The 23,694-nt window shown below is 34.8% G+C and carries 23 protein-coding genes; 13 read left to right on the top strand and 10 right to left on the bottom strand.

Annotated features, from left to right (window positions below; all coding sequences use genetic code 11):
* Window positions 1-292 precede the first annotated feature (292 nt).
* Together SJY23_RS09600 and SJY23_RS09595 are read left to right on the top strand one after the other, a co-directional pair.
* Window positions 293-1,108: a 2,3,4,5-tetrahydropyridine-2,6-dicarboxylate N-succinyltransferase gene (locus SJY23_RS09600; RefSeq protein WP_396596167.1), complete on the top strand. Its 816-nt coding sequence runs from the start codon at window positions 293-295 to the stop codon at window positions 1,106-1,108.
* Window position 1,109: 1 nt separating this feature from the next.
* Window positions 1,110-2,111 carry a Stealth CR1 domain-containing protein gene (locus SJY23_RS09595; protein ID WP_396596166.1) on the top strand — a complete coding sequence of 334 codons (1,002 nt, stop codon included), beginning with the start codon at window positions 1,110-1,112 and terminating at the stop codon, window positions 2,109-2,111.
* A gap of 79 nt (window positions 2,112-2,190) precedes the next feature.
* Here the strand turns inward: SJY23_RS09595 and SJY23_RS09590 are convergent, their stop codons facing one another.
* The 3 genes from SJY23_RS09590 to rpsA all read right to left on the bottom strand — a co-directional run bounded on the left by SJY23_RS09590 (window position 2,191) and on the right by rpsA (window position 5,918).
* On the bottom strand, window positions 2,191-3,018 hold the full coding sequence (locus SJY23_RS09590; RefSeq protein ID WP_396596165.1) for a glycosyl transferase: 828 nt from the start codon (window positions 3,016-3,018) through the stop codon (window positions 2,191-2,193).
* Window positions 3,019-3,041: 23 nt separating this feature from the next.
* Window positions 3,042-3,884, bottom strand: coding sequence for a glycosyltransferase family 2 protein (locus SJY23_RS09585; RefSeq protein WP_396596164.1), 843 nt, complete (start codon window positions 3,882-3,884; stop codon window positions 3,042-3,044).
* A gap of 201 nt (window positions 3,885-4,085) precedes the next feature.
* On the bottom strand, window positions 4,086-5,918 hold the full coding sequence (gene rpsA / locus SJY23_RS09580) for a 30S ribosomal protein S1 (protein WP_396596163.1): 1,833 nt from the start codon (window positions 5,916-5,918) through the stop codon (window positions 4,086-4,088).
* Window positions 5,919-6,504: 586 nt separating this feature from the next.
* Here rpsA and SJY23_RS09575 point away from each other — a divergent pair.
* The 7 genes from SJY23_RS09575 to SJY23_RS09545 all read left to right on the top strand — a co-directional run bounded on the left by SJY23_RS09575 (window position 6,505) and on the right by SJY23_RS09545 (window position 12,365).
* Window positions 6,505-7,137: a hypothetical protein gene (locus tag SJY23_RS09575; protein ID WP_035334095.1), complete on the top strand. Its 633-nt coding sequence runs from the start codon at window positions 6,505-6,507 to the stop codon at window positions 7,135-7,137.
* A 51-nt stretch (window positions 7,138-7,188) separates the two neighbouring features.
* The gene (locus tag SJY23_RS09570) at window positions 7,189-7,752 is read left to right on the top strand and encodes a hypothetical protein (RefSeq protein WP_396596162.1); all 564 of its coding nucleotides are present in this window, start codon (window positions 7,189-7,191) and stop codon (window positions 7,750-7,752) included.
* Window positions 7,753-7,933: 181 nt separating this feature from the next.
* Window positions 7,934-8,077, top strand: a complete 144-nt coding sequence (locus SJY23_RS09565; protein ID WP_396596161.1) for a hypothetical protein — start codon at window positions 7,934-7,936, stop codon at window positions 8,075-8,077.
* Between the two features lie 157 nt (window positions 8,078-8,234).
* Window positions 8,235-9,224 (top strand): hypothetical protein, encoded by a 990-nt coding sequence (locus SJY23_RS09560; protein ID WP_396596160.1) that lies wholly within the window; start codon window positions 8,235-8,237, stop codon window positions 9,222-9,224.
* A gap of 249 nt (window positions 9,225-9,473) precedes the next feature.
* Entirely contained in the window at window positions 9,474-9,941 is a 468-nt protein-coding gene (locus tag SJY23_RS09555; protein ID WP_396596159.1) for a hypothetical protein, read from the top strand.
* 229 nt (window positions 9,942-10,170) lie between these two features.
* Window positions 10,171-10,653: a hypothetical protein gene (locus tag SJY23_RS09550; RefSeq protein WP_396596158.1), complete on the top strand. Its 483-nt coding sequence runs from the start codon at window positions 10,171-10,173 to the stop codon at window positions 10,651-10,653.
* Between the two features lie 263 nt (window positions 10,654-10,916).
* On the top strand, window positions 10,917-12,365 hold the full coding sequence (locus SJY23_RS09545) for a TlpA family protein disulfide reductase (RefSeq protein WP_396596157.1): 1,449 nt from the start codon (window positions 10,917-10,919) through the stop codon (window positions 12,363-12,365).
* Between the two features lie 365 nt (window positions 12,366-12,730).
* Here SJY23_RS09545 and SJY23_RS09540 read toward each other — a convergent pair whose 3' ends face one another.
* The 7 genes from SJY23_RS09540 to SJY23_RS09510 form a co-directional block, all read right to left on the bottom strand.
* A complete protein-coding gene (locus tag SJY23_RS09540) occupies window positions 12,731-14,224 on the bottom strand; it encodes a M48 family metalloprotease (RefSeq protein ID WP_396596156.1) in 1,494 nt (497 codons plus the stop codon).
* Window positions 14,225-14,228: 4 nt separating this feature from the next.
* Window positions 14,229-15,398: a DUF6882 domain-containing protein gene (locus SJY23_RS09535; protein ID WP_396596155.1), complete on the bottom strand. Its 1,170-nt coding sequence runs from the start codon at window positions 15,396-15,398 to the stop codon at window positions 14,229-14,231.
* Window positions 15,399-15,431: 33 nt separating this feature from the next.
* Window positions 15,432-16,088 carry a hypothetical protein gene (locus SJY23_RS09530; RefSeq protein ID WP_396596154.1) on the bottom strand — a complete coding sequence of 219 codons (657 nt, stop codon included), beginning with the start codon at window positions 16,086-16,088 and terminating at the stop codon, window positions 15,432-15,434.
* 13 nt (window positions 16,089-16,101) lie between these two features.
* On the bottom strand, window positions 16,102-17,073 hold the full coding sequence (locus SJY23_RS09525; protein WP_396596153.1) for a hypothetical protein: 972 nt from the start codon (window positions 17,071-17,073) through the stop codon (window positions 16,102-16,104).
* A 41-nt stretch (window positions 17,074-17,114) separates the two neighbouring features.
* Window positions 17,115-17,525, bottom strand: coding sequence for a hypothetical protein (locus SJY23_RS09520; protein ID WP_396596152.1), 411 nt, complete (start codon window positions 17,523-17,525; stop codon window positions 17,115-17,117).
* 103 nt (window positions 17,526-17,628) lie between these two features.
* Window positions 17,629-18,366 carry a LytR/AlgR family response regulator transcription factor gene (locus SJY23_RS09515; protein WP_396596151.1) on the bottom strand — a complete coding sequence of 246 codons (738 nt, stop codon included), beginning with the start codon at window positions 18,364-18,366 and terminating at the stop codon, window positions 17,629-17,631.
* A complete protein-coding gene (locus SJY23_RS09510; RefSeq protein WP_396596150.1) occupies window positions 18,366-20,096 on the bottom strand; it encodes a histidine kinase in 1,731 nt (576 codons plus the stop codon). Before SJY23_RS09510 ends, SJY23_RS09515 begins: the two co-directional genes overlap by 1 nt.
* 388 nt (window positions 20,097-20,484) lie before the next feature.
* Between SJY23_RS09510 and SJY23_RS09505 the strand changes: the two genes are divergently transcribed.
* The 4 genes from SJY23_RS09505 (at window position 20,485) to SJY23_RS09490 (ending at window position 23,615) form a co-directional block, all read left to right on the top strand.
* Window positions 20,485-21,048, top strand: coding sequence for a TetR/AcrR family transcriptional regulator (locus SJY23_RS09505; protein WP_396596149.1), 564 nt, complete (start codon window positions 20,485-20,487; stop codon window positions 21,046-21,048).
* A 62-nt stretch (window positions 21,049-21,110) separates the two neighbouring features.
* Window positions 21,111-21,857 carry an SDR family NAD(P)-dependent oxidoreductase gene (locus SJY23_RS09500; RefSeq protein ID WP_035334111.1) on the top strand — a complete coding sequence of 249 codons (747 nt, stop codon included), beginning with the start codon at window positions 21,111-21,113 and terminating at the stop codon, window positions 21,855-21,857.
* Between the two features lie 474 nt (window positions 21,858-22,331).
* Window positions 22,332-22,958 carry a hypothetical protein gene (locus SJY23_RS09495; protein ID WP_396596148.1) on the top strand — a complete coding sequence of 209 codons (627 nt, stop codon included), beginning with the start codon at window positions 22,332-22,334 and terminating at the stop codon, window positions 22,956-22,958.
* A gap of 159 nt (window positions 22,959-23,117) precedes the next feature.
* Window positions 23,118-23,615, top strand: coding sequence for a hypothetical protein (locus SJY23_RS09490; protein ID WP_396596147.1), 498 nt, complete (start codon window positions 23,118-23,120; stop codon window positions 23,613-23,615).
* The last annotated feature ends 79 nt before the right edge of the window (window positions 23,616-23,694 follow it).

Raw genomic sequence — 23,694 nt, 5'->3', positions numbered from 1 at the left:
AATAAGGAAAAACGAGCTATAAGATTGCTCGTCGTAGCGGCTTTCGTTGTTACTTCACATTATCAATATAAAAAATCCACACTCAATGAACTTATATTTGAAGAAGTAAGTGAGCTTCTCTAGCAGGCTAAGGTTTATACCGTTGTTTTATATATAACAACAAACTGCAAACTTGTTTCCTTTTTGACACCTTGGGAATTGTTAAAAAAGCAATTGAAACTTTATCTTTGAACTCCATTAATGACTACTGAGAGACTTATTAATATCTCTCTCGGTGTTTAAAAATTATCAAATGACACAACTTAGAAATATCATCGAAGAGGCGTGGGAAGATCGCTCACACCTTACAAATCCAGTTACTATTAATGCAATACGAGAAGTAGTAGACATGCTAGACCGCGGTACACTACGCGTAGCAGAACCTACTGAAGACGGATGGCAAGTAAATGAATGGGTGAAAAAAGCCGTTGTACTTTATTTTCCTATCCAAAAAATGGAAACACTTGAGGCTGGTATTTTTGAGTATCATGACAAAATTCCATTAAAAAAGGACTTTGCAAATCGTGGTATTCGCGTAGTGCCTAATGCAGTGGCACGTCACGGAGCTTATATCTCTAAAGGCGTAATTCTTATGCCAAGTTATGTAAACATAGGAGCTTATGTAGATGAGGGAACTATGGTGGATACATGGGCAACCGTAGGAAGTTGTGCGCAAATAGGTAAAAACGTACACCTAAGTGGTGGTGTAGGTATAGGTGGTGTTTTAGAACCACTACAAGCATCTCCAGTCATCATAGAAGATGGTGCTTTTATAGGATCTAGATGTATCGTAGTAGAAGGTGTACACGTTGAGAAAGAAGCTGTTTTAGGAGCAAACGTAGTACTTACTATGAGCACAAAGATTATAGATGTAACAGGTGATGAGCCTGTAGAAATGAAAGGACGTGTACCTGCAAGATCTGTAGTAATACCTGGAAGTTACACTAAGAAATTTGCTGCAGGAGAGTACCAAGTCCCTTGTGCATTAATCATAGGGAAACGTAAAGAAAGTACTAACAAAAAGACATCACTTAACGATGCCTTAAGAGAGTATGACGTAGCGGTATAATATGACAACGGAGCAGACTAATGATATTCAAATAGATGCAGTTATTACATGGGTTAATGGTGATGACTTAACATGGCAGCACAAAATCAACACCTATCTTGCTACTAAGATTGATTTCTCTAAAAAAGCAGAAAGCACTCGCTATAATGCGATAGGCGAAGTGCAGATTGCAATAGCATCGATTATCAAGTTTGCTCCGTTTATAAAAAACATATACCTAGTTACCGACAACCAAGTACCACAAGGCTTTGACAGACTATGTACAAAGGCCCAAGAACATGGAGTTAACCTAGAAATTATAGATCATACGGTAATTTTTAGAGGCTACGAGGAGTCTTTACCGAGCTTTAACTCTATCTCTATAGAAGTTATGCTCTATAGAATCCCAAACCTATCTGAGCACTTTATAGTTTTTAATGATGATTTTTTCCTAATGAGAGCTACCGCTCCCGAAGATTTTTTTATCAATGGAATGCCCGTATTGCGCGGCTCATGGGAAAAATTTAATGAAGACAGAACACTTAGAGTTTACTTTCAGAAGCTACTCAAGCTTATAGGGAAAGCACCAGACCCTAATAGAACAAGCTTTAAAAGACTACAGCAACAAAGCGCTATGCTAGCTGGCACAAAGAAGTATGTGAGAAGATATCACACCCCTATGAGTGTAAGAAAATCTACGCTAGTTGATTATTTTAACGAACATGAGGACTTGCTCAAAAAGAATATTTCATTTAGGTTCCGCGATAAGAGTCAGTTTTTACTGTCTTCCCTATCTGAGCATCTCGAAATTAAAAAGGGAACCTTTCACTACTCAAAAGACACGCGACTAACTTATTTCAGATCTTACAAGAAACCTTCAAGTGTAAAAAAGAAGTTGGCTCAATTTCTAGAAGATCCATCTAAAATATTTGTAACCTTCCAGAGCTTAGAAAGAGCAGATCCTGCTTTACTTGCACATATTAAAAACTGGATATCTAGTAGACTAGATCAAGATCTCAGCTAGAAAATTATTTTTTGATAGATAAATGCAACTTTCCATGCAAAGTCATGGAGAGACAAATCCATGATACACAAAAAGATTCCTACTTTTCTTTTAAGTCTATATTAAAATGTAACGCTAGGTTTTCCCACTGTACTCTATTGCGGTCCTCATTAACGTTTGTTTTTTTAAGGGCTACCTTTTGGCTACCTACAAGTGGTATAGGGTCTTCCACAGTATATGGTGCAAATCGAGATAATGTCCCATTTAAAAGCGCCATTGTTTTAAACCACAGATCATCACTTTTGGGAGATAATTCTTGAAAAAGATCTACATTTAAAACTTGTTTATTAAGAGACCCTACAGGATATAAAACTCCACATACTCCCACAGGCATCATTGTCATATCTTCTATGGAAGAAGAGGTTACATGTTTCCATTGCTTATAAGGAAGGACTTCTCCTTGTTCATTGTATGATATACTCCTTACTCTATTTGCAATAATATCCTTTGGATATTGTAGGTGAGACTTGTACAATTGCCCTAATAAATTAGGATGGTACATCACATCATCATCAACGGTCACGATTATTCTATCAGGAAAAAGCTCTAAAGAATGGATAAGCTTACGGTGAGAAAAAGTATAGGGCGAGTATCTTATCTCAAACACATCACCTTCTAACGCTTTGAGTCCTGCTGGCACAGCACTTTCTAAGTATTCGTTAAGCCAAAGAATAACTTTATCTGGCTGAGGATTTGCACAAAGAAGACTCCTCACTGTATATTGAACAAGCTTAAGACGAGAAGGAATTGTAGTAAGTGACACAATCAATGGCACCGTATTCTTGTTTCTTGACTTAACCTTACTAACAGATTTGTTTTTTAACGCAAAACTTCTAAGTATGGATGGAAAATATTCTTTTAACTTCATAATTCAATAAAAATAGCGGCTATCTAAATAGTAACATCATGATTTTTATTGATACCATGAATTGCGTAAGTCACTTTATTGTCACGAGTATTTTTTCTAATAGCGGCATTTTTGTCAAGAGTTTCTTGTGTCTTGTATCCTCTTGCGTGATCTAAATGAACACAAATTGCAGTATAACGTATCTGAATAGATTTTATACCAGAATTCATCAAGCGCTCGCCAAGCTCCCTATCTTGTCCTCCGTACTGCATGCGCTCATCAAAACCATTTACCTTCACAATATCTTCTTTCCAACCGCTAGCGTTGTGACCATTCCAACTAGCATTTGTAGGAGTAAGAAAATTTAGGGCTCTTGAAGTAAATTTGCCAGCCGTAAGCTTTTTGTTTTTAAATGAAGATTTTAAACCACGCTCTTTTAACCAGTTTACATCAAAACAGTTTTGATTCTGGATATCTGCATAATTTATTGAATTTGATATATCTAAAGGAAGTTTGAAATAACCTCCCGAAAGAAAATAACCTTTCCTTCTATGTTTTATATGCTCTTCAACAAAGTTATTTTTTGGTATACAATCACCATCACTCATTAATATGTAATCCGAGTTACAGGCAACTATGGCTTTATTGAGAATACGTGATTTTTGAAAACCTTCATCTTCCTGCCATACATGTACAATAGGAACTGGAAAATCTTTTGAAAAGTCTTCTAAAAGCTTTTTTGTCTGTGGTCCAGATCCATCATCTGCTATAACAATTTCAAAATCGAAGGTCGTTTGAAATTGATATCCCCAAAGTGTTTTTTCTAACCAATCAACAGCATTATACGTGCTTAATATTACGGAAACTGATGGCTTAAGTGATTTCATAGGCAGGAGACAAAACTAGCTAATTATTCATAAAATAGCTAGCATATTTAGTACAATAGAACAACGTACACCATAATACAAAGCATTCACTCTATTGCTAAGTGATGATCCTATTTTAATCAATATATTATTCATAGGAAAGCAAAAAAAAGCCTCTCAGTTTCCTGAGAGGCTTTTAGTATAAGAACTAGATGGTGAGAATTACTCTCCTCCTTCCATTTTCTTTTTAAGAGCTGCAAGAGCATCGTTTGCATCACCTAAAGTAGGTTTAGACTCATCAGATTGAGTTTTAGCTTTCTTAGCTTGTTGCTTAACGATCTTAGCTTCTTCTTCTTTATGGATAACCATATGTGAAGCAACTACACGCTTGAAGTCTTTGTTGAATTCAATAATTTGGAATTCTGCCTCTTCTCCTTTTCCTAATTTAGTACCATCTTCTTTTTCAAGGTGACGAGTAGGAACAAATGCAGTAATATCCTCGTTAAAATCGATAGTAGCTCCTTTGTCTACAATCTCTGTGATTGCAGCTTTGTGAGTAGTACCCATTTTGAACTCATCCTCGTACTTATCCCAAGGATTTGCTTCGATTTGTTTGTGACCTAAAGATAATTTACGTCCATCTACGTCAAGCTCAAGAACCACTACTTCTAGTTTATCTCCTACCTCACAGAATTCTGATGGGTGCTTCACTTTCTTAGTCCAAGAAAGATCTGAGATGTAAATTAATCCATCAATACCTTCTTCTAGTTCTAAGAACACACCGAAGTTTGTAAAGTTACGTACGATACCTTCGTGACGTGAACCTACAGGGTATTTTGAAGTAATATCTGTCCATGGATCTTGCGTTAATTGCTTGATACCAAGGCTCATCTTACGATCTTCACGATCTAAAGTAAGAATTTGAGCATCTACTACGTCTCCTACTTTTACAAAGTCTTGAGCGCTACGTAAGTGCGTAGACCATGACATTTCTGATACGTGGATAAGACCTTCTACTCCTTCTTCTACTTCGATAAATGCACCGTAATCTGCGATTACAACTACTTTACCTTTTACGTTATCACCTACTTTAAGCTCTTCTCCTAAAGCTTCCCATGGGTGCTTAGAAAGTTGCTTAAGACCTAACTGGATACGTGTTTTATCCTCATCAAAGTCAAGGATTACAACATTCAGTTTCTGATCAAGCTCAACGATTTCGTTCGGGTGGTTGATACGTGACCAAGAAAGGTCTGTAATGTGTACCAGTCCATCAACACCTCCAAGATCAACAAATACACCGTAAGAAGTAATGTTTTTAACAACACCTTCAAGTACTTGTCCTTTTTCAAGCTGCCCGATGATCTCCTTCTTCTGCTCTTCGATATCTGCTTCGATAAGCGCTTTGTGAGATACGACAACGTTTTTAAACTCGTGGTTGATTTTTACAACCTTGAATTCCATTGTTTTGTTTACATACTGATCGTAATCACGTATAGGCTTCACATCAATTTGTGATCCTGGTAAGAATGCTTCGATACCGAAAACATCTACGATCATACCTCCTTTAGTACGAGCTTTTACAAATCCGTTTACGATAGTTCCCTCATCGTGTGCAGCGTTAACGCGATCCCAAGCCTTGATAACACGTGCCTTACGGTGTGATAATATCAATTGCCCAGTTGCATCCTCACGTACGTCGATAAGTACTTCTACTTTATCACCTACTTTAAGGTCTGGATTGTAACGGAACTCGTTAAGAGAGATTACTCCTTCAGACTTAGCGTTAATGTCAATGATTGCATCACGATCAGTAAGTGTAATTACTGTTCCTTCTACAACATCGTCATCAAGTGTATCTACAAAGTTACTTGCTACAAGCGCTTCAAATTCTTCAAGTTGCTTGTCATCTACAGTATCGATTCCTTCTTCGTACTTCTCCCAGTTAAAGTCTTTAAGAAATTGTTCTGGGTTTTCTTGAGCTGGAGTTAGCTCAACTTTTGGTGCTGCTACTGCAGCTTCTTCCTGAACTTCAGGATTTTTTGTTTCTTCAGCCATTTGCTAAAATTTACATCTACCTAAAAACAAGCGTTTTATAGACAGATGGGTTTTGTATTTTACGTTTCTGCGAAAGCTTCATAAACCTAGAAACCGTAAAAGGGTTTGTTTTATTTTTTAAATACCTCAATGGCAGCTTTCTAAAGGTGGCCAAAAAGGAGTGCAAAAATACACCCTTTATCTTTATTTACAAAGGGGTTGTGAGATAAAAAAGCGTCTCCATAATTATCCTCCATTCCTAGAAGAACAAACTTACTCTTCTAAGGCTATTAAACCCACTAATTACAAAGATTAAAGCCATATGCCTAAGCTTATTACACACAAGATCTTGTCGTAAATTTTACAAAAAAATAACAAGCCTAAAGGAAAACCGTAAACAAGTGTGAAAATCTATTTGTAGATTCGCTAAGTCCATTTTCACTTAAACACTAAAAAGTATTGATTCTTAGAATTTTAACGCTTTCGCGAAAGCCCATTTCTATAATAATCTACCCATATATTTAGAAAGCCATCGAAATATTAACCAAGTGAGAAATTGCAACAAGATGATAATCTAGGACAGCACTTTAAATAAACTCAATAAAAAATGAAAAACTTTCACATAATCAAATCTATTGTGTGTTTATTATTACTTTCAAACATAAGTTGTGCGGATAATGAGAAACAATCACAAAAAGACTTACAAAATCTCTTCTATAAATATCATTTAAAGAACTCAACTATTGAAAAGTCTAAAAATGAAATTGAAATCATAAGTTCAAAGGAAATTCATTCATACTATAACGGAGTGTTTTACAAGATAAAAGGCACAAATGAACTATATTTTGGAATCACCGATAAAAATAAAATCCTCTCCATTAACCATCTGCAAGGAAAGGAAAAATCTTCATTATTTAATAAAAGTAACTGCATTGTACGTTCCAATAATAAAGGAAATACAAAATCTCAAGATATAGATGATTGCTTTACATTTTTTGCCGGAGAGTTTCCTTATCAAGGTTACACTCAGTTAGAGTTTAAATGGGATTGTTCAAATAAAGATGTAGCTTCAGAGAATCTTCTTGAAGGAAAATATTTCTTCTTTTTAAAAGAAGGTGAAAACCATGAAATTTGTAATCTAAGAGCTAAAAAGGAAGATGGGCAATTTGTCAATATTACTTACAATATAAATGATAAATTATTCAAAAAAACAACCAATATTCTAACCGTAAGTCGTTAATCTTTATTCATAATATTTATTAGTATTACCTAGTTGATAAAAAACATAACTATGAAACTTTTTCTAAACCTCCTTTTAGCTTCTACACTCTTACTTACCTCTTGTGATAGTTATGACGACACCACAAATACAGATAGCCTTTCTACACTTACAGACTTGAATGGTGAAACTGGCTTATCATATGATGAAAGTTTAAGCAAGTGGACAGACTTAAAAAATGATAATGGGAAATCTTACATCTATCAAACAGACATTATCTCCTTTACAGGTGATGGAAGCACTACAGAAATCAAAGTGATAAATAACAGTGTGGTCTCTAGAGTATATCAAGCCTTTACTGTAAACAGTGAGACCGGAGAAAGAACAATTACAGACACCTACTCTGAAAACGAAGCTGCATTAGGAACAAACCCAGAAGGCGCTTCACCACTCACAATAGACGAGTTATATAATTCTTGCGCAAGCGAATACCTCGTAGTAGATCAAGAGAACAATACGATATCCTTACAAACTGAAGTAAATGGCTTACTTACATTATGCGGTTTTACACCTAATGATTGTGCAGATGATTGTTTTACCGGTATTTCCATAAAAGCATTTGACTGGATTAACTAGTCCTATTTAACGCACAGCATGTTTTCGTGAGGTCCATAACTGTCGTTAAGATTCTTTTCCCTTAAGCAATCCTATCGTCCTACTTATAGATTGTATATTTATGCTATAGAACAATGGTAAGATCAGCCGCTACAATCCATTTATTTGTATCAAATCTTATTTGAAAATCCCTATAGCAATAATGAAAACATTAAAAGAACAAACAGACGCCAAAATTGAAGCTGGAAGACAGGCAAAACCTGACTTTATGAAAGGCGTAGATAAAGTTATCGAGGAGGCTAAAGCTTTTTTAACTGGAAAGGATGCGCTCAAACCGATCTCTTAACTTAGGTCTATCAATAACATAAACTGCACAGATACGCTTTCGCAAAACCAAGTCAACAATGCAACTGATTAACTCAACAATTAATATTAAATAATCCAGCAATCTTAAGTGCATATATTTATAGCCCGCCAAAAACAATGATTAGTATTAGAAGAGTATGGATTGGAGCACCTTTGAGATAGACAATAAACCATTTAAATGGGGACAAACATTTAATGACGTCTTTGAAATCTTTGGGCGTGAAAACCTCAACAAGAGCACTAGTTCCAGGAAGCTACACAAAGTACCTTCAAACGGGTTTTTAGGCTTAGATGGTGTTTCATGTGAATTCTATGGACCTTCTTATGACAGACCTATTTCCTCCATTTCATTTGGATTAAAACCTATCAAAAAGGGATGGTTTCAACAGCACCACGCGCCTTATATGAAGCAGCTCATATCTATTCTAGGCGAACCTCATAACATTAATAAGAATCCGCTGCCGGATGGTAAAAAGTATAACGAGGGATATAGCAGCGGCAGTGTTATTTATGCTGCGCACTGGTGGTTTGGCGATATAAGGATTGGCCTCTCTGTCTATGGAGGTATTAGAAATGAGTCATTAGGAAAAACAGCGGCACTCATCTATATAGGTTGGTATAATGAGATAGCAATGGCTCAGCCGTACATCAATGAGTATTATGATAGAGAAACTCGTATAAGCGAGCAGCTCACCCCAATAGAAACCTTTACACTCAGCTATGGCCAGTTAAAAACACTCCGTAGATCTTATGAGCTACCTAGTGATTTACTAGCAGTTAAGGAAGATGAAATTCACGCAGCACAACTCGCTTTGTATCACGCTAAGGTTTATAGAACCCCAAGGGAGCTAGCACAACAAATACAACCGAACCAGCTACGGCTTTTATCTCTAGACACTACCCAGCATTACGCACTAGCCACTATGTACGACTTCACGGTATTTGACTATGATAGCGAGTTCGTCTTTACTAATGTAATACCAGCAAAAGGAGCCGGAGCTACAGAGATTACTGTAAACAACATAACGTATAGAGACAGTCCTAATAGTGTCCCGTTATCTGAACTCAAAACCAAACTTAAAAAACTAGGATTTACTATTAAAACCAATGAATTTTACGATGCTTGATGATTGCAAAAGGTGTTCATAACAGCTTTTGCAAACTATCAGCTTACAGCATATTGTGATTAAAATGAGTGGTGCTACGCTTTCGCGAAAATATGCTCACAATCACTATTTCTAGTAACAATGTAGACTGCGCTAGAATCATAAATAAGTGTATATTTATGCAATCAATTAAAAAACAAGCAATTACAATCATCCAGAAAAGCTATTTAATGTACGCTGGAAAGTAATTTTAAAACTAGTTATCATATCATGTTGAAATTTATAGGAAAATTATGTCTTTTATTAACAGTCTCATTTATTGTGTTTTCTTGTGAAACTGACAATGTGGATGGGGAAAATAATAGTTATTCAAAAAAGATTATTGGAAAATGGCAGCAGGTTAGATCATTTAATTTAGAGGATGATTCTGTGACTCCTGCAGTTTATGTTTGGGAGGAAGTTGACAATGGATTTACATTACAATTAAATGATGACAAATCTTTTATTTATACAAAATTTGAAGACTGCTCTACGGGAACCTATTTTTACAATGATGACCTTTCTAGCATAACATTTGATTTTAACTGTGAGATTAATTTTCACGGAAATTTAGTTAGAAGCTTGACCGAAAGCTTCGCAGAGCATTTGACTAAAAACGATCTTTTATTTTTAATGCACAAAGAAAATCCAGATGGCTGTGTAGAGGGTTGTAATAGTATTCTTGAAAGGATTGAATAATCATAATTAATTGCAACAAATCGCAAAGATGAGTTTATCAATCGTGAACACTTAAATACTCTCACATTCACTATTCCTAGTAGAAATACACACTGCGCTAGATTTACAAATAAGTGTATATTTAGACAATCAATCAAAAAACAATCAACTGCAGGCTGTCTAGCAATCGCAATACTTATCAAGAAGCGTTGCTTTCTTTATGCTGCGCCAGTGGGAATCAATACGAAATATGATAAACTATAAATGGACTAAAGGATTTTTCTCATCAACATCTGAATTATATTCGAGTGAGAAAAAAATAGGAGAGCTCAAAAAAGAAGCATTTAGTACCACTTTCTATGGAATGGTAAACGAATCTCATTATAAATTCATAAAGAAGGGACTGTTTGACTCTGGAATGGATATTATAGATTTAAAATCCAAAAATATAATCGGTAGGATAACATTTAATTCTTGGAATGCTAAGACACAAATATCGTTGGACAATGAAAAGTTTGAATGGAAGTCAGATAGTTTTTGGAATAACAAATGGAGTATACTAGAGGACAATAAGAAATTGATGGAGTTCAAAAAATCAGGCTTAAGCGATGGATATATAAAGTCAAGTATTACAAACGACTTACTTTTAATTACAGGTTTATTATCGATCAATTACTATCAAAAAATAGCAGCTTTTATCATCATAATGACTTCTATAATAATTAATTCTTAGCCTCTATAGTCAAGCTTATTATGTCATAGGGATTGCCTAGTTTTAGGATAAAAATATTTGATGTACGCTTTCGCGAAAAGATTCTCACAATCACTATTTCTAGTAGAGATACACACTGCGCTAGATTTACAAATAAGTGTATATTTAGACAATCAATTAAAAAACAAGCAATTACACATACTATAAGTAATATCAAATTTTCAATGAGACTTCTATGATTTGATCTCTGTTTGCTTGATAAGATTGTTTTTATCCGCTCACAAATGAAAAATTTTTACACAATACTTTTACTTCTTTCGATACTTAGTTGTACCGAAAAAAAGATAAATACTATTATCGAGCCTCTAGTTACCAATAAGGTAACAACTAAAAAGAGAAACGAGGTATTTATAAAAGTAAATGACACTATAGATTCTTTTTTTACCAATTTAACGCTGGATGAGATGCAGGCTATGCCTGACATGTTATACCTAGGTAAACAGGAGAATAAGTCATCTATAACAATCCCTACAGACACTACAGTTTATATAATAGGTGGAGACCCTTTCATTTCAATGTTTTACAAACTTGAAATTGAGAAAGGCGACAGCATTTTAATTAATGTCGAAAACATAAGAATTAATTCTTCTAAGCAAATTAAATATCCAGTCTTTACACACTTAAATAGTGATAAATCATGGAGCGAAACTAACTTTGATTACCTTCTGTTTAAGCAAAATCTAAATAGTGAGGCAATCGTAATCGACGAAGATAAATTTCAAAACAATAAGTTCTCTATAAAACAAATACATGAAAACTCAAACTTGCTATTGGATAGTCTAAAAGCTATTAATAGTATCTCAGATGAGTTCTACAGAAGTACAAAGCTTGACCAGCAACTTAAGTACGCAACATCGAAAGTAAGAGAAGCTAGAAAGCAGCATTTACAATTGGATATTGATAGTTTAGATATAAAAATAAATAGTGAAGAATTATTTGAACGCAATGAATACGTAAGTTTTTTAAAAGCTTTGGTGTTATATAAATATTTTCAAAACGATAAAAGAGTTTCAAACACTGTACAATTTGATGTTGTTACTAAAGAAACAAAGCTATTTAATCAGTCAACAAAGGAAATGTTACTAAGTGCTTATCTTAAAAGCATCTATTTTTTGGAGAAATCAAAATTTCAGAATTACTTAGCAAAATTTCACACTATAAACACTAGTAATAAGTTTAAAAACAAATGGCAGATAATCGTTCAAAACCAACAAGAAAATGCTAAGAAATTAGACATAAACAACCGTACTATTGGAATTTTATCCAATTTGGTTAATGACAACCAATTGACATTTGAAGAAATTCTCTTAAAAGAAAAAGGAAAAATAGTGCTAGTTGATTTTTGGGCAAGTTGGTGTGTACCTTGTAGAAAAGAAATGCCATTTCTAGAAGATTTAAAAGCAACTTTTGATAAAACAGAATTTGAAATTATTCAAATTTCAATTGACAAGGAATACTCAGCTTGGGTTCGTGCAAGTAAATTAGAAAACCTATCAACTCAAGAAAATAATTATATAATTGCAAATTGGAAGAAGTCAAAACTTTATACTAATTACAACATCAAGACAATTCCAAGGTATCTCCTTTTTGACAAATTTGGAAAAATCATTGATGATAATGTACCAAGACCAAGTGATAAAGAGCTTGCATCCTTGATTAAAGCTAACTTATAAGAAATACCATTAATATTTATTGACTCCCGCAGTTGCACGGCGCCACTTCATAATCATGATTATGGTACAGTATTCAACCTAACAACATAAAGATTAATATGATAAAAAGGAATTGAAACTATAAATCAAGATTACTTCTACTTTATTTCCACAAATTAAACCCTCAATTTGATTCACTAAAGCATCAAATCACTTCACATTTTCGCGAAAGCGTACTTATTGTTTTTACCAAGCATCATAGCGCACAAAAATCTCACAACAATAAAAAGGCAGCAATATAGTATTGCTGCCTTTCCTTCTTTGGAGCCCCCTAAACTCCATTCTAGCTCTGCTTTCGCGAAAGCGTAGAAATCTTCAAACCGTTGTTAGTCTACTCCTTGTGCGTCGCTTATGACACGGTCTATAAAGTCTGTATTGATATGTAGCAATCTTGCTAGGTTGTATAGCACGATAATCTCGCTGTCATCTATCTCGCCATCTGCATAGGAGATTATAGATAGGTCACGTAGTAAATTGAGTTTTTGCATGACGGAGAGCACTATGTGTAAATCACGTGTGAGCTCTTGCACCTCGCTTATCATCTCGTCTTCTGTGAGTCCTTTTATGGTCATCATACAGTTTGCAAATACCTTAGGCACTACAATACTGTTCAACGCTTGGATCTCTGAGTCGTCTACCACGCCATCTGCATTAGAAATGAGGTAACCTCCTAAGAACATTAAACGCTGTATTTTTTCTGAATGCTCGCTTTCGTCCTCTAGGTTTTCTGGCTCCATTAATGACATAATGCGCTTGATTTCTAGCTCCATGGCTTCTTCTGTAATCTCACCCTTGATGGTATCGTTAAAGGCTGCATAGGTCTCACTCTTATTAAAAAGCTCGAGTGCCTTAATCCTAAGCGGACTAAAAGGATGTGTGCTATACCAGTCTGAAGGGTCGTGATTTGAGTCGTTTAGTACTTCCTCAAGATCACTAAACTGCTCTATGTATGCATTAAGCTGAAAGTCTAGAGAATCTGTAGTTACTCCAGAAGAAAGCTTAAAGAAAGTGCGTCCTACGGCTTCAAAATCTTGACAACACAGCAGCCCTGCTCTATCTGCGCTTATCTCTGCATTTCTGTTCCACGCAAATAATTTCATCGCGTGTATAGGTGCGAGATCATTCTCCCCGTGATCAAGAATCTGTCTCACTGGGTAGTCAAAGTGTTCAAATAGCACATGCCCTATCTCATGCCCTACTACAAAGGTGAGCTCATCTTTTGAGAAACGCTCTAGTATTCCTGATGATAGAATGATGTATAACTTATTATCATCAGGTGGATAGCATGAGGCATTAAACATATCACTTTGATATACAAAAAACTCAATATCTGCCTTAAGTTTCAAGGTTTGCTTGCAGTGCTCTCCTATCTCATGGAGCATAGGCGCAAGTGTTTTTGTAAGTCTTAAACTAGATTTTAATAGGTGTTTTCTAGACTTAAACTTGCTATTACCTTTATTTACTTTTTCTAGCGTCTTTTGAATCAGCTCGTCTTTTTGAAAAGCGATTACATAGTCTCTATCTCCATCATATACAAGTAGGTTTAAATCTACATCTGCTCTTTTATTTGCATAAATTTCTGGTTCTTGCTCTACAGTGGCTTTGTGATTGAGTGCATTTATTTCTTCTATACGTTTTGCATATGCAGTCGCTAGCTCAGAGGTTACATTTTGAAAATCTACACTTGCTTCTTGCAGTTTTGCATGATCTCCAGATGCTTGCGCATCGCTTAACTCGCTTATCATTTTATCTTGTGCAGTAGCTAGCGCTGTTTGATGTTCTTTTTCAAGTGCTGAAAGTGTTTCTGATGTGTATGACATATTGTTAAGCTTGAACGGTTATTTTTGAATTAGATAGTTTCATGAGTCTTCCCTTGAGGTCGAAGATTCCAAGAATTTGATCTTCGCCCTTTTGAGCAATAATGTTATTACCTGGCAACTCTACCTCATAGCCTTTTTTTTTAAGGTAGAAATACAGACTGTATTTATGTGGGAAGGAATAGTTTGCTGCAATAAATGTGAAGTGAGAGCATAACAAAGCCGGTGCAGTTCTCACCTTACTCTCTACTTCTTCTGAAGTAATAGTCACATATACTGTTATGCCTTTAAAAGGTAACGCGAGGTAACAGCTCTCATTTGCCATTACTGAGGCTATGGTCGCAAAATAAATACCGGGATCTGAGTCAATCTCAAATTTTGGCGCTATAAAATCCTCAATATTACACGCCTTTCCTAATGCTTGTACTGCCTGTGATGTTTGTAAAAACTTTTCTGGTATACCGCTTTGATTATTTGCCCATGCCCACAACCAGCTTTTCTCGTTTTCTGAATAGGTTCCTAATACTTGAATGTCAAAGACCTTATCATCACCAAAGGTTACCTTACCCTCGAGCATATCAAAACTCCATCCTAAATCTTTAACCAGCTCATCAAATATTTCTTGCTTCTCTAGTGAGAGTGCAATAGACTGGTTATACATTTCTTGTATAGTCACTGTAGACTCGCCAGCATCTTTTTGCTCATCTCCGGCAGCTGTGTCTGATGTACTTGCTGTGGCAGCTTCTGTAGTTTCCTCTGCAAACTCTTCTAGTTTTTCTTCAAGAAGTGACGTAATGCGTTCAGCTCTTTCTTCTACTTTGTCTGCGTTAACCACTGGTCCGTGATTTATTTTCAAAATGCCTTCTTCAAAGGTGATAGCGCGTTCTAGATTATGCTCGTCATTTTCATTTACAATCACTACACTTTTTAAGCCTCCCTTTAACAGCTCTACCCCCATAGCGTCCTCGCAAATCACTTTAAAAGCTTCTATTAACGGTAAAAAGTAAATTTTAGGAAATGTATCATTATACAGGTGAGAGAAACGATCTTCCATTAACGTGTTCCACTCTATTTGTAAAGGCACTGTATAACCGGCAGCTCTGTTGATTTCTGTTTCTAATTTTGGAAATACTTCTTTTTGAAATGCTTGAATGATTCTTTTTTCTTTAAGTCCCATAATGTTGTGTTTTTATAATTGATAAAATTGTTTTTATAATAATTGAAGTAATTTTTCTTCTAGTAGTGAAGAAAGGTTTTGAGGCAAGGCTTTGTGTATTGCAATTGATATAGTTAGTGTGCTTGCCTCAATAGTAAGTTGTAGTTTTTCTGCTTGTTGTATGACGATGTTGTCAACACCTAGCCAAGCTTCTTTTCCTAAGCTGTCTTTTGTAATTGACTCTATACAGTTTTTAAATGCTACAAATAGGTCTTGAACATTAAGTCTATTGTTTTCCTCTTTGAGATCTAGTGCTTCTACATTGATATGTTTAATCTGACTTCCTAACTGTGCTTTTTCATTTTTTAACCAGATTTTGAGTTGTAGTACTGTCAACTCATTTGAAGTGGATGATAATGGTCTACTTATCGCTCCTTGTGACAGCTCCACGACCATTTTTTTAGGTTGTTTTACTGTAACCATCGTGATGCTATGCATGTGTACAAAGGATATTTCCTCGTTTTGAGTGCGTAAACAGATAGCTGTAGTGTGATTATCATCTTTTTTAAGATCAATGAGTAACCCCTCTAGGTAGACTCCGTTAGTCAGTGAAATCGCTATTAAAACGTCTTCTTCTTTTTTAAAAATAGACTGTAGGACTCCCTCTAACGTCTGGGCTACAAACGCTTTATAGTATGGTGATGTATTCATAATGTAAGGTGTTTTAAGAATCCTCTATGAGGTATTTGTAGTCATCTGGCAGTTGCTCCATGAGATCAAGAAATATGTTGTCTCGGGAGATGGTTTTATAATCGTAGTATGACATGATTTTTAAATCCAGATCATCATAATCCATTTTTACTAAGAACATCCCAGCACCCTCGGTCAAGTTATTAGGATTTTGAGCTCCTTCACGAGGCTTGTGCTTCTCGATAGCCAAGTACATCGAACTTAAATCTGATTGATGTACCCATATTCGATTCAGATAAACTGGAGCATTAGGTTTTGAAAACTCTTGTTGCACTAGATGATCAATAGTATCGGCTTTTTTTGATCCGTAATTATTGATAATTATGGAGTTAGGATGATATCTATACGACTCCCTACTATCATCATAATTATTAGGTTTTACGATTAGTTCATAAAAACCTTTTCGCTCGGCTTTGAGCCTGAAATCAACACGCGCCTCTCTCGTCCAGGTATTGGGATATTTATCTAATATACTGCAAATTTTATTTGAGAAGAATTGAAAATCATCAAAGGAAGGATCCTTATCTAGTGTGATGTTAATTTCATGATTAAAGACATTTACCTCCATGGCTACTACATCATTATCTAAGGCTTGATGCATCTCTTCCCTCAATACAATTTCTTGCTTTTGATATTGTGTTAAGGCTTCAATACTTCTATCGTCTTCATAAAAATCTGGAACATATACATCCTTGTTTTGCGCATCCCATCTAAAATTAATGACAATCTCTGGGTTTTCTTTAAGGCTTAATTCTACCCAATACAAATTAGGATTCATGGTAGCCGCATTAAAGTTCCTTTTAAAAGTTAAGATATCATATTTGTTATGATGATGCGTGTTCAAATACGTATCAAATCCTTTTTTTGCGTTAGCGCTAGAAACTCCGCAACTTCCTAAGATCAGTAATACTGCTATAAAAATTAATGAAACAATAAATCTATACATACCAATACCTCTTAATAGTTCTACTTAAATGACACCTATGATTACAAATTGTTTTCTAATACGTTAGTAAGCACTTTAACTCTGCTCTCTACGTCATCTGCGTTCAATATTGGGCTGTGATCCAAGATTAACACACCATTAGAAAATGTAAATCCGTTTGTAGGATTATGGTGATCTTTAGTATTAGTAATATGTATTTCTTTTAAGCTCTCGGCTAGCGCTTCCTTACCCATCTCATCTGCTGTGATAGCTTTAAATGCCTCGATGATTGGTAAGAAATAAATTTTTGGATAAGAATCGCTATAAAGATGTAAGAAGCGATCTTCAAATAATGTGTCCCATGCTATGTTAAAAGTAACATCAAAACCTGCTGCTTCAATGATTGCTTTTTGTAGTTCTGGAAACTGCTCTTCTTGAAATGTTTTAGTAAATCTTTTTTCTTTTAATCCCATGATATTTTGTTTTTAAAGTTGTTATCTACTTCAAAACTAAGACAGGGATAAGGGTATTCCAGCAAGCGTTTTACATTCGCTATTTTTGGTTTTATAAGTGCATTTAGAGTGTATCTAGCACTTGTTTTAAGTACGATTTTTTGCGTGTAGCTACTGGTATTTCCTCACCGTTTGTAAGATGTACTGTATTATTAGCATTAATAGTCTTAATGTACTTTATGTTTACTAAGTGTGACTGATGCACGCGTACAAAGGTGTGCTCGCTTAGTATATTTTCATAGTACTTAAGATTACGAGCGCTCATTATAGTTCTATCTACTGTATGAAATACCGTATACGCTCCATCAGACTGGCATCGTACGATATCTTTAGTTTGTAAAAAATATTGTGCTTCTGCTGTTTTAATTAATAGGGTTTTCTCAATCTCTTTTTGATTGATCTCTGAGACTTTATCTACCGCATTTTTATAGACTTGCTCTTTTTTATAAGCAACTCTAAATCTATCTATACATTCTGAAAGCTCATCAGAATCAATAGGCTTCAATAAATAATCTATGGTGTCAAATTTTATAGCTTTTATCGCAAATTCATCATAAGCCGTTGTAAAGATTATTTTAAAATCAATACTATCAAGTGCTTCTAGTATTTGAAAAGCATTTCCTCCTATTAACTCTATATCTAGAAAAACAAGATCAAGACTTTCTGCTTTTAAAAATGAAATTGCTTCTGGGACATTATCAATTTTGGCTATCACATCAATGTCCTTTTGCGTGTACCGTATGAGTTTGTCTAATGTATTTAAGGCATTAAACTCATCTTCTATAATAACTGCTTTAATCATTACTGCTTCAATTTAAATGAGACCTTCGTTCCTGCGGGGTTCTTCTGTTCATCAAAGAGATCTTCAATTATAAATGATTTCTCCTCCCCCATTTTTCTCATTTTTAAACGTTCTTTAAAAATAGCGGTTGCGTGTAACTCTTCGGTCACTTTCTCTTGCTTTGCTTTTGCAGATCTTCCTACTCCATTGTCTACAATAACAAATAATAGCTGCTTTGCCTCTTTTTCTATCTTAATCTCTAGCGCTCCTCCTTCTTTTCTTTCTTTAAGACCGTATTCGATAGCATTTTCAACAAAAGGTTGCAACATCATAGGTGGTACTTTAACCTCTTTAGGATTGATGCCTGGATCATGATGAATTACATAGGTAAATGCATTATTAAAACGCAGTTGCTGGGTTTCTATATAATTAGAAATCATGGCTATCTCTTTATCTAAAGTGATAGACTCCTTCCTTACGTAATCAAAGTTTTGCCTGATGAGCTTTGAGAATTTTGCAATATAATTAGATGACTTTATAGCATTCCCCTCTAGTGTAATATTTTGAATTGCTGCCAGCGTATTAAAAATAAAATGCGGATTCATCTGTGCTCTCAGTAAGCTTTGCTCTAGTGTTGTAGCTTTATTTGCTGCTCTTAACTTTGCGCTATAAACGTAAAAACCAATTGCCACAAGGAGTGCAAGAAATAACAATACGATACTTATTAATAGCCATTTATTTCGAGTATTAATCTCCTGTTGATGTTCAATTTCTGTTTCTTTCTTCTTTATTTCATAATTGACATTTGCAAACTCTAAAAGATTGTCCTGCTCTAACCTACTTACATCTAGCTGCAGGCTATCTCTAATTATTTGATTATTTAAAGCTTGTGCATAATCACCATAAAAAAGCGAAACCGCCACCAGCCTGTCTCTCACATTTATCTCTTCCTTCGCATCCTTATTGGATTGATAAATGCGAAGCGCCTTATCATAATTAACGCGAGCAGAATCAATTTCTGAGGTCAATAAAAATAAATTACCCAGCCCTTTATATGGTGCTGCATTTACGACATTAATATTCTTATTTAACCTGATTGCCCCTCTTAAAAATTGTTCTGCATTCTCATATTTTCCAGCCTCTATATATGTGTATCCTATATTATTGAGCACACTTACTAATATCTTGGGATCACCCTTAGACTGACTCAGATTCATAGCCTCAGAATAGCTATTTAATGCCTTGTTATATTCTTTTAACTCTAGATATATACTCGCTTTATTATTCTTTATCGCTATAATAGAAAGCGTGTCTGCTTGTTTGGTATATAAACTATCTGTAGCTTCTATATAAGACAACGCCTTCTCATAATCTTTTAACTGGTAATGCAGTTTAAATAATTGATTATAAGCCTTCCCTTCTATACGAGTATTATCAATAAGTTTAGATAAATGCAACGCCTTTAGTGCATATGCTTGAGAACTTTCTACGTTACCCATATGTAACGAAGCGCCACTTAACGTGATTAAGGCGCGACCTTCATTATAACTATCATTTAAGTTTACAAAAAGCTTATAGCTTTCCAGCTGAGTATTAAATGCTTCCTCATAATGATAACTTACATATTGAGCTTCTCCTTTTTGAAACAAAAGTAATGCTCGTTCTCGCACACTAAGATCTTCGTGGTCGTTCAGCACGCTATCTAGTATCACAATAGATTGCTCTGGTTGTAATTGTACCAGACTATCCATATTAGCAAGCTTATTTTCAATACTTGGACGAATTGAATTTTCCTTTGTACAAGCAGAAAAAAGAAGTAATAAGCAAATACTAAAACTCCATCTTTTCAGCGTTTTAATTGTTGTCATCATAAATAAAAATCTGGATATTGATTTCGTGTAGTAGTGCAAAGAAGTAATTGTTTTGAATAAATAAGATTGCTATAATTTTCAGAAACAATCATGAGCTTAACAAATATAGCCTTATGATGTAATCTATTAAAGATTATTAGAATGTCATCTGATAAATTATAGCCTTCAAATATGGATGCTGCCATTGTTACGCTTTCGCGAAAGCGTGACTCAAAACTAAAATAGACAGACCTGTCTGTTTTTGAATATTTTGTGCTACATTTGCTCAATGAAACACGCCGAAGTAAAAAGTAGAATTATAGAAACCGCCTCAAACTTATTTTATAAGAACGGTTATAATGCTACTGGTATCAATCAGATTATTGCTGAAGCTGGTATTGCAAAGGCGACCCTCTACAATCATTTTAAATCTAAGGAAGAGATTTGCTTAGCATATCTCAAACATAAAAACGTAAGCTTTCTTGAAAATTTTGAAGCATTTACAACTTCAAAAACACAAGGAAAAGAACAACTCCTTGCTATTTTTGACTTCTTAACGTTATTCTTTAAACAGAAGGATTTTAATGGATGCTGGTGTATAAAAACAGTAGCAGAAATACCAAAAGACAATAAGCTCATAAGAGATGAGATCCAATTACAGAAAAACACCTTCATTGATCTTATCACAAAACTAGTAGCGACCAACTTAGATGAAAAAGATGAGGCACAAACAGCCTCTCTTGCTAGACAAATCTATTTACTTTATGAGAGCGCTGTAGGAGAAAGTCACCTGCACCAACAAGACTGGCCTATCTTAGAGTCAAAAAATATTTGTGAAAGACTGATTGCCTAAAAAAATTTGAATACTAAAAGACAGACTTGTCTGTCTATATTTAATAATTAAATAATTGAACTATGAAAGAATTTCAAAACAAAGTAGCCTTAGTAATAGGTGGAACAAGCGGTATCGGTAATGCGACTACAAACACTTTACTAGAAGGTGGTGCAACGGTACACGTGGTAGGTAGAAACACAGATAAAATAAGTGATGCTCCTAACCTTATCAAACACACCGTGAATATCTCAAACACACAAGAAGTAGATGGTTTAGTTGCTAAAATCAGCGAGCTAGAAAACTTAGATTATCTTGTAAATGCTTCTGGAATCTTTGGCCCTAAGCCATTTTTAGATCACACGATGGAAGATTATAACTCTTACCAAGATCTTAATAGAGGTTTCTTTTTTATCACGCAGAGTGCTGCAAAGAAAATGAAAGCTACTCAAGGTGGTTCTATTGTAAATGTAGGATCTATGTGGGCTAAGCAAGCAGTAAAGGCAACTCCATCTTCTGCATATTCTATGCAAAAAGCAGGATTACACTCCCTCACGCAACACCTAGCAATGGAACTTGCAGATGATAACATACGTGTAAATGCAGTATCGCCTGCGCTAGTAAATACCCCTGTTTATAATAATGTTTTTGGCGGTGAAGAAGAAGCTCAAAAAGCGCTCGTTGGTTTTAACGCTTTTCACCCAATAGGACGTTTTGGTGAGGCTCAAGACATCGCAAATAGTATTACATTTTTACTCTCTGACAAAGCAGCCTGGGTAACAGGTGCAATATGGGATACAGATGGCGGTGTAATGGCTGGAAGAAATTAAAAAGCACACATATTCACTCAAAGCCATAGCTCGTATTGTACGAGCTATGGCTTTTATTGTTTATGAGCACTATGTGTTTTTAAATGAATATTTCTCTTTTTCCACCTCTTTGCGGAAATCCGTAGCGAGATTTTAAAAAGAGTTTGTAGTTTCGTTTTGAGAAGCTATTATACGTACATTGAAAAATTTTACGCCTTTGCTGTTTTACGCTTGCGCGAAAGCTTACTCTCTTTCTATAATTTATTCATCAGCACACTTATATAACTGTATCCTTTCGCTCTTGTTATAGCATCATTTAAAGTTAAAATCGAGCAAGATTATTACACTGAACATAAATTAACAAATTAGTGTATATTTATACAATCATCTATAATAGAACACAGTACACTTACAAATGTGTAAAATACAATAGCTCTACATAGAAGTTTAATATTAACACCTCTTATTCTAATGTGAATTACACACACAATCTCCATGCTTAACAAACTGATTGATTTTAATGTAAGTCCTATAAAAAAGCATGAATTTTATATACTCCTTAAAGATGTATACATAGATGAAATAAACTGGGAAATAACAAAATCAAACCCCTCTAACTTACGAATAGAAAATGGTCAACTTATAGATGACTTTTATGATGATGCTAGTTATTTTGGATTCTGTTTAGATGGAAAACCAGTTTTTGGTTTTAGATTAATTATGAATTCTAAAGAAATCATCAGGTACTCTACAAATCATAACCTACTTGCTATTCAAAAAGAATCTGTAGAAGTTAACAGACTTGTTATACATCCTGATTTAAGAAGAATGGGAAGTGATCTTGTAAAATTAACATCGCGTTTATCTGAAGACTTTATTCATAAAATGAATATGCCGTACTGTGTTACCGCTACTGATCACAAAGCTCTCAAGAAAAGATACCAAACCTATCCTAATGTGAAAGTTCTAGAAAAAGCTATTCAATACCCAGAGGGTTCAAGTGATGCATATATTTTTCCTCCTGGCGGCACTGACTCTAAGTGGAATCTTATTAAAGGAAGTAACCATAATCTTCTTAAGACTGCTTATGACGAAATTGTAACAAATAGCGGATATTTCTGACATCGCTTAAAATGAATATCATAGATAATATGAACGGTCTTAACTAAAACTGAAATAATTATTATTTAGAGTATTTACTTAGCTTAGATTATGTGGGCGTATCCTATTTTCGCGAAAGCATAACTAATTATTATAAAAATAAATCACTTCATCACATTAATGAAACATTCCCTAAAAGCAGCATTTCTACTAATAGCCTTATTTGTATTTCACTCTGCGGTTGCACAAGAAAATTTTAAAAAAACAACACTAGTCAAGAACATCTTCTCTGCATTGAAAAACCAAGATGACACAAAGATCATAGAAAGTCTGGCTAATGAAGAGGAGATCTTATACCTCATTCCTATTATACAAGCAAATTCTAGCGAAAACATTCCTGAAGTAGCAACTATAATAGCCAACTTTAAAACAGAAGCTGCCAAGGATTTTCAAGAAGTACTAAGAAAGGGAACCGCATTTAACGTGCAATGGGAAGACATTAAGTTACAGATGGTACGTTATGAACCTCAACCAGACGATAAGATTGCTATTGAGAAGGGACATATCATTCTAGTATGCAGTAGCAATGACGTTGACTTTGAAGTGATTTTAACAAAATCTGTCAAAATAAAAGACAACTGGCGATTAATGGATAGAATGAAGTTTAGGTTACTATAATTGTATGAATGCATTAACAAAGATTTAATCGTAATAACATTTTCGCGAAAGCGTAATTATCTATCTTTATCTAGCACTT

Origin of the sequence: Dokdonia sp. R86516, assembly GCF_044596715.1 — a bacterium.
Classification (GTDB): domain Bacteria; phylum Bacteroidota; class Bacteroidia; order Flavobacteriales; family Flavobacteriaceae; genus Dokdonia.
This window is presented reverse-complemented; position numbering and strand designations above follow the sequence as displayed.